The sequence below is a fragment of the Vibrio sp. Scap24 genome (genome assembly GCF_013394185.1).
Lineage (GTDB): Bacteria > Pseudomonadota > Gammaproteobacteria > Enterobacterales > Vibrionaceae > Vibrio > Vibrio pomeroyi.
In genome coordinates this window covers 386,556-398,644 of sequence record NZ_CP041332.1, presented here as the reverse complement: position 1 = coordinate 398,644, position 12,089 = coordinate 386,556, and the positions used below count along the sequence as shown (strand labels likewise).

The following is a 12,089-nucleotide window of genomic DNA, read 5'->3' as shown; positions in this document are numbered from 1 at the left end:
TAAACATCTACCTAACCTTTCAATGTTAAGCGACAGAGATAAATGACCGCACCTACCACTATGACGTTCTTCGAACGTTTTGAAACCGATATCCTTTCAGGCAAAAAGACGATTACTATTCGTGATGAATCTGAGCGCGATTACCAGCCAGGTAGCGTTGTGGAAGTATCAACGCTAGAGCAAGGACGTGTGTTCTGTAATCTTAAAATCATCAGCGTAGAGCCAATCTTGTTTGATGAGCTGGGTGAGTTCCATGCTCAGCAAGAGAACATGACGTTAGAAGTTCTTAAGGGCGTAATTCAAGATATCTACCCTGGGATCTCTGAGCTTTATGTTGTCTCTTATGAGTTGGTAGCTTAAGCCTTCTTGGATTGGATTAACTAGCTAGGGATGGCGATTAATGAGTGATAACCAACAGACACTGCTTCAACTTTACTACCGCGAACAGCAAGAGCAAAAGTTACTGCATAAACACGACTTAGACAGTGACCTGAGCGAGAGCGCCGATTATTTAAAGTGGTGCGAGAGCAAAAGAAACTTTGTAGAAGAGGATGTCTTAGGGCGTACTTGGGTAAAAAGCTGCCCAGCAGGGTACATTACTGAGGTTCACTTTCATTCGGATGGTAGCCTAACGGAATACCGCTTGTTTGATCGGTTTGAAACTCAAGGTTATTGGCTGCTGAAAAGCGGGCTGTTGCATGTTGAAATCAGCAAAGGTGACAATCGTTACCAGTTTGATGCGGTTGCGTGTAAGGATTTGAATATCCACTCAGCGGTGGAATATAAAAACCAAGAGCTTCACTCTTACCTTAAGCTTGTTCAGGTTGAAGCTAGCTAACTCGGTTTGATTCATCAAGCTCCAAAAGCAAAAAAGCTAACGTCAAACGTTAGCTTTCTTCATTTCTATCGAACCTTGATTGGCTACTTAGGCTTGGTAGCGCTTATGCGTGATAGTTTTCAAGTTTCTTGTACAGTTCTGAATCTATCTCTTCAGTAGAGCAAACCGTCAATAGGTCTTGAATAAAGTACTTGAGAGCGCGAGCTTCGATGCGTCGAATACCCTGTTGCTGCTCTTCTGTTAGGTAACCGTAGATAGTCGCTGCGCCAAAATCACCAAAGATCATTTGGCCTTGCTCATTGACTAGGGTGTTGTGCGCATACAAGTCACCGTGACAAACCTTGTTGTCGTGTAGGTGATTAAATACATCAATCATTTGAGTAACGATGTTGTCGATTTGCGCGATTGGAAGTTCGAAATCTTCTGGGAAAGTATCACGTGTGCAAGTCTCGAGTGTCGGAGGCAAGCCCAGGTTGTAATAGCTGCTTGGGATAAGCTCCATCACCAATGCAAGGTAATCTTGCTCGTCCACTTGGGCGATAGACTTCACTAGGTTGCTATGGTGACCAGCTTGAAGACACGCTTCCAGTTCGTCATGTGGGTAACCGTCACTTGTCACTTCGCCTTTGAATACTTTAACCGCCACTTCCTGAGGGAAATCAAAATCACTGTTTAACCAATTCGCATGAGATATCACGCCTGATGCGCCTTGGCCAAGCACTTGATTCAATGAGTAACATTGAGAACTCACAGCGGGCACGCTATCTAAGCTGCTAGGGTGTTTGCAAAACGGATTTCCCGCAAAGGCTAACCAAGCAAGCTTTGGTAGCTTAATAAGGAACTCAGGAAATTCTGTCAGTTGGTTTGCAGACAGGCGAACCAGTTCAAGGTTTGATAAGTTTTCCATGCTTTCTGGTAAAACGCGAATCTTGTTACCTGCCAATGCGAGCTTTTGCAGTCGTGGTCTTTCACCTAGTGAGTTAGGGAGAACTTCGATGGCATTATCCGTCAGAATTAACCAGCGTAATTGAGGTGGCAGAGATACTTCGCTCACGGTTTTGATTTGGTTGGTCTTAAAGCCAACCATTTCAAGCTTAGGAAGTGAACCAAGAACATCAGGAAGGTGCGTGAACAGGTTATTCGACGCAAAGATAATGCGCAGGTTAGTCAGCTGTGTTAACTCTTGTGGAAGCTCCGATAATTGATTTCCTGAAAGATCCAGAATCTCTAGTGAATCGGCGAGTTCTAAGATCTCTAATGGAAACTCGGTGAGACCTTCTGACAGCTTTAAGCGCTTAATACCTTTTAGTTGCCCTGATTTTAATTGTTCTAGAGTATGCAAACCTTAGCCTTATGAGTAGATGTTCGAGGCGCGTAGTGTACTTGTCTCAATCGAGAAAGGCGAGCACCGGAACGACGCTCGCCTAACTAAGCTTATTGAATGAATTGAGGAAGTTTAAAGTTGTATGTGATTTTGGCTTACGCCTACCTCCTCAACAAAATCAGCATCATGACTGACTAGGATGAACGCGCCTCGGTATTCACGCAAAGCTGACGCCAATATTTGCTTTGAGTCGATGTCTAGGTGATTGTCTGGTTCATCGAGCAGCAGTAATGGCGAATCCTGTTTATGGCTGACGATCAACATCGCCAGTTTCATTTTCTCTCCACCGCTTAGGTGAGCTATTTTGCGGTAAACGGAGTCTCGCCTAAACCCAATACCTGCTAACAAGGTGCGTGCGTCACTTTCTGTTATGCCGCAGCTATGTGTCATCAGGCTATCGAACATGGTGTCGTTGGGGTCCAACAGTCCAAAGTGCTGATCCAAGTATACTGTGGTTCCTAAGCGTTTAATGAAACCTGTATAGTTCGAGTGTTGCCCATGAATGGCCTTTAACAGCGTCGATTTTCCACAGCCGTTTGCACCCGTTAGATAACACCGTTCACCTTGCGATAGAGAGAAGTTGATGGGAGCGCCAGAACCAAAATTCAGGTGGCAATCTTCAACGGTTAATAGCGAGTTCTTTTTACTGTTATTACCATGTTGTAGATATAAGGCCTGTGGTTTTAGTTGTTCCTTTTGTTCTTTTAGGGATTGAAGCTTATGTTGGTTTTGATCCTTTAAGTTCTTTTGGCTAGTGGCTGATGCTCCTTGGGTTCGTCCTGCTTTGTCTTTCATTGCATCCAATAATATCTTGGGTTGGCTGCCTGACTTTCTGAGTCGATTACCTTGAGACTCACGTTGCTGTGCTTTTTCCTTATTGGCTTGAGCTTGGCGCTCCAGACGTTTCTTTTCGGATTGGTGATGCGCAATCTGCTTGTCCAATGCTTCACTTTGGCTCGACATTTGTTTGAAATAATCATCGTAGTTTCCTTTGTAGAAACGTAATCCCAAACTATTGAGATGGTAGATTCCTTCCATGTGTCTCAATAAGTTTCGATCGTGACTGACGATTAGTATTTTGCCTTCAAACAACTGGCACTGCTCTAGTAACCAATTACGTCCGTCGTTATCTAAATGGTTGGAAGGTTCATCGAGAATTAACATGTCGTGATTCGATGTAAATAAGCGATGGAGTTGTAAGAGGGCAAGTTGACCACCGCTTAATGTGTTGCATGGTGTGGTTAACTCACTGGTTATTTTCAATGTAGCTAAAAGCTGTTGAGTGCTTTCTTGTAAATCCCAATCGTCACCAACGATATTGAAGTGCTGAATTTCGCAGCTACCATGCTCGATAGCTTGCAAGGCATTGAGCTTTTCAGTGATACCTAAAAAGTCAGCAATGTTGATTTCGCTATCCAAAAGCTCTGAAGGTAATTGTGAGTAAAAGCCGATCGAACCTTGTCTGGAAACACTGCCTGATGTTGGCTGTGTTTTTCCAGTGAGTAACGACAGTAGCAGTGACTTTCCAGCCCCATTTCTTCCAACTAGTCCTGTAAGGCGCGTGTTCAGATTAAAGCTGATGTCTTTTAATAACCACTCACCAGTATCAAGCTGAAATGAGAGATTATTGGCTAATATAGTAGGCATAAGAATACCTCCCTTTACATGTAAACGAGTAAAAGGGGTGAGGCGCTTTTCTATATAGACTCCAATGTAGGACTCTAACAATAGATCGCCAAAGACGTTACTTAGGTAGATGACCAATCAAAAATAGAAAACTTGTGGTGAGATGATTTCTGTCTTTGAGGTACAGTTCTGCAAGATTCATTTTGTCAAAAGACGGATCTTTAAGAACTTGATTTGTCGCGAAAATAGATGACGAAGTAACGCCCACTAACCCCGAGTGTCCAAATGATTTTTATAAAAATAAATCGGATGTCAGGATGTTAGTACTTCATTATGGCGTTATTCTCTTTTGAAATGATGGTGGAATGTTACTGAAAGAGGGCGCTTAAAGTCAATATGGTGACCTGATTAAAATGTATCCAAATAATTAAAGCGCCTATATAACCATGAGATAACCATGAGGCGCTTTAGAGTGTTCTTTGAAAGAATAGCTTCGAAGAGTGTGGAAATTACGAGTTTTGTCCGCCGACAGCTCGCCAGCACATATCAAAGCTATCATTGATGTACTTGGCTGATTGCTCTGGCGATAACTCGGCCTGCTCGATTAGCCAGTTGGCACAAATCAAAAAATGGCTGTGGATGAAGTGTCTAACAAGGTTGATGTCTAACACCATTAACTCTCCAGCTTCTTGTCCTTTCAGTACGATGTCATCGAGTGATGCGAACATCTGCGACACAATGACTTCACGAGTTTGAGTCGTTGGGTCAAAATGAACATTGGTGAAGAACTTCATGGCGACAGGGTTTTCTAACGCCCAATCAATCCCTGTCATCCACATGAATTTAAAGGCTTGGTAGCGGTCTTGTTCAGCGATTTCAGTGTGCTGGTCAAGAGTAGAAAATAACTCTACTTTCAGTTCACGAAACAGTTCATCAATCAGTAGAGATTTGTTCTCAAAGTGATGAAACAGCGTCGCTTTTGCTACACCTGCGCTCTTCGCTATCTGCCCAGTAGATGTGCCCTCTAACCCTTGTTGAGAGAAGAGTAGGAGCGCAGCATCTAGGATTTTTTGCCTTTTTGTAATCATCGATTCAGTACTTTGAACATCATTTTCTTGATTGGGTTGTTATATGGAGGGTGCATCAACTTAGTGAAGTTGATCTTGCCTCGAGTCAACACGGTTTTAGCATGGCTAAAGGTCTTGAAGCCTTCAATGCCGTGGTAGTGTCCCATGCCTGAAGGGCCAATACCACCAAACGGTGCGTCTTCTGCCGCCACATGCACCAAAGAGTCATTGATACAAACGCCGCCTGAATGAGTGTCCGATAGGAATCGGTCTTGGGTTTTCTTGTCGTGACTCATTAGGTACAGGGCAAGTGGACGTTCTCTGGTTGTGATGTAGGTTATCGCTTCTTCAATAGAATCATAAGGCACGATAGGCAGAACAGGACCAAACAACTCTTCTTGCATCGCGACCATGTCGTCATTCACTTCGGTGAGAAGGTGCGGCGTCATTCTGTGGTTCACGTCGTCATGTGCCTGCTCGGTGACGGTGTGTACTACAGCACCTTTTGACTTCGCGTCTTCAACTACACCTTGCAAGCGATTGTACTGACGCATGTTAACCACTGAGGTTAAGTCTTTGCTCTCAATTCCCGCTTTATAGAGCTTCTTGAAGTAGCGCTTGTAAGCCGTGATAAATGCATCGGCTTTTTCTCGGGGTAGCAAGATGTAATCAGGTGCAACACAGATTTGACCTGCGTTTAAGCTCTTAGCAAACAAGATACGTTCAACTGCGTCAGCGACATCGAAATCTGGGGCAATAATGGTTGGAGACTTTCCACCTAGCTCTAGTGTCACGGGCGTTAAGTTATCAGCGGCAGCTTTCATCACGTGCTTACCAACAGCGGTTGAGCCTGTGAAAAGGATATGGTCAAACGCTAGCTGGCTAAACTTAGCAGAAACGTCGGCTTCACCTTCGATGATCGCCACCTGATCTTCACTGAAACCTTCGGCCAACATCGCTTTCAAAACACGGTTGGTTGCAGGGGTAAACTCAGACATCTTGAGCATTGCTGTGTTACCTGCTGCCAATGCTGTGATGAGAGGGCCCAAAGCGAGCATTACTGGGAAGTTCCAAGGAACAATAATGCCGACAACACCCACTGGCTGATAGTGAACGGTTATTTTAGCTGGGGTTAGCATCAAGCCAGCTTTACGGCGTGAAGGCTTCAACCACTTCTTAAGATTCTTATCACTGTAGTTGATTTGGTGCAGAGAAGGGGTGATATCAGCAATTAAGCTGTCGTGCTTTGCTCGATGGCCATAATCTTCAGATACCGCTTCAATCAATTGCTCTTGGTAGCGCATTAATAACGATTTCAATACAGAGAGGTCTTTTCTTCTCTGCTCAAGCGTTGGGTTAACGTTGTTGCGGTAGTGATCTTGTTGTCGATTGAATATTTGATCCATGTCGTTGGTGCTCGACGTGTTTGGTTCAAGGTCTAGATTATGGCTCATAGTATCCCCTAAATTCGAAAGCTGACCGATTGGTTGGTCAGTTAAAATTACAAGAAGTTATGGTCGAATACAAGATATAGACAAGAAAAGTTTATTTTTTGTGCAATGAACTGGCGGTTTAGTTAAGTGGGCGCAACAACGGAAGGGTTGATCTTGAGGAAGAAATGACAGGTTTGCAGAGAAATGATCGTGTGCCTTTGGTGTAGTTAAAGGCACACGCGATTTGCTTGCGGGTTAGGCAGACATTTTCTCGCAACGCATAAAGATGAAGTTAACGTTTTTCGATAGGCGCTCGTACGTTTCTTCAGAGATAGCTTTGGCTTTCTCGTCGATTGTGCCTTCAGTGATTTGTGAAATCAGCAAGTCAGATTGGCTGACAGCTTGGCAAAGCTCAGTCAATGAACGGCGGTAGAAGCTTACCTGAACCGGTGTGCCGACCGTGTTCCACTCTTCTTGAATGAATTCGCGCTCAAAGTAGTTACCTGAAAGGGTGCACTCAAAATCTGCAAATGGGTGGTGAGTGGAAAACACGATGTAACCGGCCGGTTTTAGAACGCGATAAATGTCATCAAAGACAGGTTTTAGGTCTTCAATGTAATGCAGTACTAATGGGCACACGATGACATCGGCACTGTTGTCGGCTTCTTTGGGCAAGCCAAGTGCAGCATCTTGCGCGTATGCGGTCACGTTGGGGATTTGTTTTCCGTTCACTAAGTCGACCATATCTTGAGACAGATCGGTGCACGTAACTTTGTTGGCACCTTGGTCAATAAACCATTGTGCGTAAATACCTGAGCCGCAACCAAGGTCGACAATATCGAGCCCTTTAACATCGTCTAGTAAGGCTATGGTTGATGGGCGTTCTAATAGGGCGTTGTAAATATTATCGCGAGCAGCAGAGTCGTATTGCTTTGCGTAGGTGGTGTATATTTCGGACATGATTTAACACTCATCAATAGGTATGGAACAACAGGATACTGACAATTTTGGTGATAGCGAGAGTTGTGATAATGAAGTGCCGATATTTGTCACAACCCTGACTTAACATCACCAAATTAACTTGGAATTTTAGGTGTGATTACTATTTTATTCACCTGATTTTTTGTTAGAAAGTGCTTTAAATTTAATGCGCTCCCGCCTGATTTTTAGCCTAAAACCTTGTAATTCCTTACCTGTCACTTTAAGTCGATCTGTTGATAAAAAAACGTAATCGTAACCACAAATATCAATGGTTGGACTCACTCTTAATAATATCGGTTAATGCAGCCAACAAATCGTTTTCGAGCGTTTTTGTTGGGTTATACCTCGCTATTCCAAAGAGGTATCTTCTGTCGATGGCCCTATAGTGTGAGGTCTCTAGAATTGGAAAATTCGGTTAATTTGGAACGCATCCGTGCTGAGTATAATGTAAAGCACTGGAGCCAAGGTTTTTATGGAATTGATGACAACGGTGAGGTGTATGTTTCACCAAGCGAAACGGATCATCAAGTTCCCCTAAGTAAGATCGTAAAACAGTTAGAGCAAAGAAATATTGGTTTACCTGCTCTTGTGCGTTTTCCTCAAATAGTGCATCAACGTGTGCACAATATCTGTAACGCATTTAACCAAGCGATCGACGAATATCAATACGACAATCGTTACCTACTTGTTTATCCGATTAAAGTTAACCAACAAAAAGAAGTGGTTGATGAGATCTTAGCGAGCCAAGCTCAGTTAGAGCAAAAGCAGCTAGGACTAGAGGCGGGCAGCAAACCTGAGCTATTGGCAGTATTGGCGCTGGCTCAAAAAGCGAGCTCTGTGATCGTGTGTAACGGTTACAAAGACAGAGAATACATCCGTCTTGCACTGATTGGCGAAAAGCTAGGGCACAAGGTTTTTATCGTTCTAGAGAAACTGTCTGAGCTTGATCTTGTTCTTTCTGAAGCGAAGGCATTGGGTGTAAAACCTCGTTTGGGTTTACGTATCCGTCTTGCTTCTCAAGGCGCTGGTAAATGGCAAGCAAGTGGTGGTGAGAAGTCGAAGTTTGGCTTGTCTGCATCACAAGTACTTACCGTTATCGAACGCTTGAAAGCAGAAGACCAGCTGGATGTACTTGAACTCGTGCACTTCCACCTAGGTTCGCAAATGGCGAACATTCGTGACGTGCGAAATGGTGTGAGTGAAGCGGCTCGTTTCTACTGTGAACTGCGTGATATTGGCGCTCAACTGAAGTTCTTAGATGTTGGTGGTGGTTTAGCAGTCGATTACGACGGCACACGTAGCCAATCTTCAAACTCAATGAACTACGGCTTGCTTGAGTACGCTCGTAACATCGTGATGACAGTAGGGGACATTTGTAAGCTCTACAATCAGCCACAACCTGTGATTATTTCAGAGTCTGGTCGCTCACTGACAGCGCACCATGCTGTACTGATCACCAACGTTATTGGTACTGAAAGCTACTCGCCGGAAGATATGGCTGCGCCTGAAGCTGACGCTCCAATGTTGCTAAACAACATGTGGAAGAACTTCTTAGAGCTCGATGCTGGTAACGATGATCGTGCGTTGATTGAGATCTACAACGACACGCAGAGTGATATTGCAGAAGCGCACAACCAATTTGCGACTGGTATGCTGAACCTTCAGCACCGTGCTTGGGCTGAGCAGATGTCTTTGCGCATCAACTACGAGCTTAGTACTCGTATGAGCACAAAGAACCGTTACCACCGTCCAATTTTGGATGAGTTGAGCGAGCGTTTAGCGGATAAGTTCTTCGTGAACTTCTCGTTGTTCCAATCATTGCCAGACGCTTGGGGTATTGATCAGGTGTTCCCTGTATTGCCACTGAGCGGTTTAGACAATGCAGATGAGCGTCGCGCTGTGGTGTTGGACATCACTTGTGACTCTGACGGTACGATTGACCAGTATGTTGACGGTCAAGGCATTGAAACAACATTGCCAGTGCCGGCATGGAACCCAGATGAACCATATCTCATGGGCTTCTTCCTGGTAGGTGCATACCAAGAGATCTTGGGTGATATGCATAACCTATTTGGTGATACGCACAGTGTTGTGGTGAATGTTGATGAGAGCGGCGAAGCAAACATCGACTACATCAACGAAGGCGACACAGTAGAAGACATGATGCGTTACGTTCATATCGATATGGACCTAATTCGTCAGAACTACAAAGAATTGGTAACGGCTAAAGTACTAGCGCAAGAGCAGCAGAGTGTACTTGAAGAGTTAGAGCAAGGCTTGATGGGTTACACCTATCTTGAGGATTTTTAATGAACGATCTATTTACGAAACCAGATTACTCGCTGTACTCAAATGCGATGACGTTTATGCGTCGTCCATTGGTGCAAAATCCAATCGACAACGACGCTGATGTTGTGGTGTTGGGTGCGCCACTAGATATGGCGACATCTGGTCGTCCGGGTGCTCGCATGGGCCCTGATGCGATTCGTCGCGCTTCTGTGAACCTGGCGTGGGAAGGCAAAAAATTCCCGTGGGATTTCAATGTATTTGAACATACCTCGGTAATTGATGCTGGCGATCTTGTATTCGATTGTGGTGATGCAGAAGACCTAACTCAGCGTTTGGAAGCGGCGGCTGATGCGATTCTAAATAGCGGTAAAACTCTGTTAGGTTTAGGTGGTGATCACTTCATTACACTGCCTTTACTACGAGCGTATGGTAAGAAGTACGGTGAGATGGCGTTGATTCACTTCGATGCACATACCGACACTTACAACCAAGGTAGCCGTTACGACCACGGCACCATGTTCTATCATGCACCAAACGAAGGTCTTATCTCGCCAGAACATTCGGTGCAGATCGGCATTCGTACTGAGTACAAACAAGAAGGTCATGGCTTCAACGTCATAAATGCGATGCAAGCCAATGACATGAGTGTGGACGAGATCATTGCTCAAGTGAAAGATATTGTTGGTGATAAGCCAGTGTATCTGACGTTTGATATCGATTGTCTGGATCCTGCTTTTGCGCCGGGTACTGGTACGCCAGTGTGTGGTGGTTTGAACTCAGATAAAGTTCTGAAAATCATCCGTGGCCTGCAAGGCATCAATATGGTTGGTATGGACGTTGTAGAAGTTTCTCCAGCGTATGACCAAAGTGAGATTACCGCTTTGGCTGGCGCGACGATTGCGCTTGAATTACTTTATGTTTGGACGGCGAATCGCCTCGCTAAATCATAACCTTTTACAACTAAATGCATAACGCTGCATACTGATTCAAAAGCCCACCAGGTTTAACTTGGTGGGCTTAATTATATGGTCCGCCTCACTCTCAAGCCCTTAAGCTTAGAGTAGGCTCTCAGAATGAGGTGAACCATATGTCTTCTATTCATATTTTAGGTATCGACCTAGGTAAACATTGCTTCCATGCTATCGCACATAACCGTTGTGGAGTGGTGGTTCTTCGTCGTAAATTTAATCGTAACCAACTCTTAATCTTTCTTAGCAAAATAGAACCAACAACTATTGCTTTCGAAGCCTGTGGCGGTGCTCATTGGCTTGCTCGAAAGTGTAGTGAGTTTGGGCATCAACCCCGACTTATTCCTCCTCAGTATGTTAAGCCTTATGTCAAAGGCAATAAAAACGATTTCATCGATGCTTCAGCGATCGCAGAGGCTGCGGGTCGACCGACCATGAGGTTTGTAGCTGTAAAAAGTGAAGAGGCTCAAGTCATCGCAGCGATTCATCGAGTCAGAGATAGTTATATCAAGGAGAGAACTGCCACTATGTCGCGGATCGGAGCGATCTTACTTGAGTTCGGCCTTAGCTTTCCCAAAGGGCATGCAAAGATGAAGTCTTTGTTTCAATGGTTAGCAGAACAAACCGTCTCATTACCAAAAAGCTTGCTATGTGAATTGATATCTATCCACGAGCATTACAAGTACCTTAATGAACAAATCAAAACTCAAGATAACAAGCTTCAAACTATTGTTAATAACAACGAAAGTGCTCAATTATTAAAAACTATCCCTGGAATTGGTGATCTTACCTCCACATTGTGTATTGCCGATGTAAGCTCTCCGAGTAACTTTACCAATGGCCGTGAGATGGCGGCTTGGTTGGGGCTTGTGCCAAGGCAATTCTCAACGGGAGGAAAGACCAAGCTACTTGGTATGAGTAAACGAGGGAATAAACACCTCAGAACTCTGTTTGTCCATGGGGCAAGGGCTGTACTCTCTAGACTAGAGACGACAGGGAAAGTGTTTGGAGAGTGGCTTGTGAATCTACGAGCCACCAAACCATTTAATGTAGTGGTAGTCGCATTAGCCAACAAGCTAGTGAGGATAGCTTGGGCGGTGTTATACCACCGCCAAGCTTTTAAGGCTGTTTAGCTATAACCAAGTTTGCAACGTCAATGAACGTGATGACAAAAACGGTCAATCGGCCAGATTAAGAACCTGACACAAAAAATAGCAATCAATGCTTTGGGCTTTTTAAGGATAATCTGGCGCGGATATCATCGTGGAGCTGGGAAGCTAGTGCTCCCAACAAGGACTCCGAATACATTAGCGCAAACCAACTCCGTTATTACTTAATTGTAGTTGCAATAACGGGGCGGACCATACATTTTTGTTTATCACTTCCAGAAAAGAACCTGTGACCAAATTGAAGTGGTTAGCAGTTGTTTATCAGTTGATTAAAATTCCGTCAGATACGCTTTATGCAACTTATTTGATTGTTTTTGATTCGAATTTCACCACC

10 protein-coding genes are annotated in these 12,089 nt (G+C 44.3%); 5 read left to right on the top strand and 5 right to left on the bottom strand.

Translation table 11 applies throughout. From position 1 onward, the window contains the following. The first annotated feature begins 42 nt into the window (after nt 1–42). Nucleotides 43–360 (top strand): N(4)-acetylcytidine aminohydrolase, encoded by a 318-nt coding sequence (gene yqfB / locus FLM53_RS01485; RefSeq protein ID WP_017630814.1) that lies wholly within the window; start codon nt 43–45, stop codon nt 358–360. Nucleotides 361–400: 40 nt separating this feature from the next. Further along, nucleotides 401–838, top strand: a complete 438-nt coding sequence (locus FLM53_RS01480; protein WP_176681004.1) for a hypothetical protein — start codon at nt 401–403, stop codon at nt 836–838. A gap of 103 nt (nt 839–941) precedes the next feature. Here the strand turns inward: FLM53_RS01480 and FLM53_RS01475 are convergent, their stop codons facing one another. The 5 genes from FLM53_RS01475 to FLM53_RS01455 form a co-directional block, all read right to left on the bottom strand. Continuing rightward, nucleotides 942–2,180 (bottom strand): leucine-rich repeat-containing protein kinase family protein, encoded by a 1,239-nt coding sequence (locus tag FLM53_RS01475; protein ID WP_176681005.1) that lies wholly within the window; start codon nt 2,178–2,180, stop codon nt 942–944. A gap of 114 nt (nt 2,181–2,294) precedes the next feature. Continuing rightward, a complete protein-coding gene (locus FLM53_RS01470) occupies nt 2,295–3,869 on the bottom strand; it encodes an ABC-F family ATP-binding cassette domain-containing protein (protein WP_176681006.1) in 1,575 nt (524 codons plus the stop codon). A 488-nt stretch (nt 3,870–4,357) separates the two neighbouring features. After that, nucleotides 4,358–4,936 (bottom strand): TetR/AcrR family transcriptional regulator, encoded by a 579-nt coding sequence (locus FLM53_RS01465; protein ID WP_176681007.1) that lies wholly within the window; start codon nt 4,934–4,936, stop codon nt 4,358–4,360. Then, a complete protein-coding gene (locus FLM53_RS01460; protein ID WP_176681008.1) occupies nt 4,933–6,369 on the bottom strand; it encodes a coniferyl aldehyde dehydrogenase in 1,437 nt (478 codons plus the stop codon). Before FLM53_RS01460 ends, FLM53_RS01465 begins: the two co-directional genes overlap by 4 nt. Before the next feature lie 234 nt (nt 6,370–6,603). Next, nucleotides 6,604–7,308, bottom strand: coding sequence for a class I SAM-dependent methyltransferase (locus FLM53_RS01455; RefSeq protein ID WP_176681009.1), 705 nt, complete (start codon nt 7,306–7,308; stop codon nt 6,604–6,606). Nucleotides 7,309–7,731: 423 nt separating this feature from the next. Here FLM53_RS01455 and speA point away from each other — a divergent pair, with 423 nt between their 5' ends. The 3 genes from speA (at nt 7,732) to FLM53_RS01440 (ending at nt 11,719) form a co-directional block, all read left to right on the top strand. Then, complete coding sequence (gene speA / locus FLM53_RS01450; protein ID WP_256099357.1) at nt 7,732–9,639, top strand: arginine decarboxylase; 1,908 nt, start codon at nt 7,732–7,734, stop codon at nt 9,637–9,639. After that, nucleotides 9,639–10,568: an agmatinase gene (speB, locus tag FLM53_RS01445; RefSeq protein ID WP_176681010.1), complete on the top strand. Its 930-nt coding sequence runs from the start codon at nt 9,639–9,641 to the stop codon at nt 10,566–10,568. The genes speA and speB overlap by 1 nt, the downstream gene beginning before the upstream one ends. 137 nt (nt 10,569–10,705) lie before the next feature. Beyond that, the gene (locus FLM53_RS01440; protein WP_176681011.1) at nt 10,706–11,719 is read left to right on the top strand and encodes an IS110 family transposase; all 1,014 of its coding nucleotides are present in this window, start codon (nt 10,706–10,708) and stop codon (nt 11,717–11,719) included. The last annotated feature ends 370 nt before the right edge of the window (nt 11,720–12,089 follow it).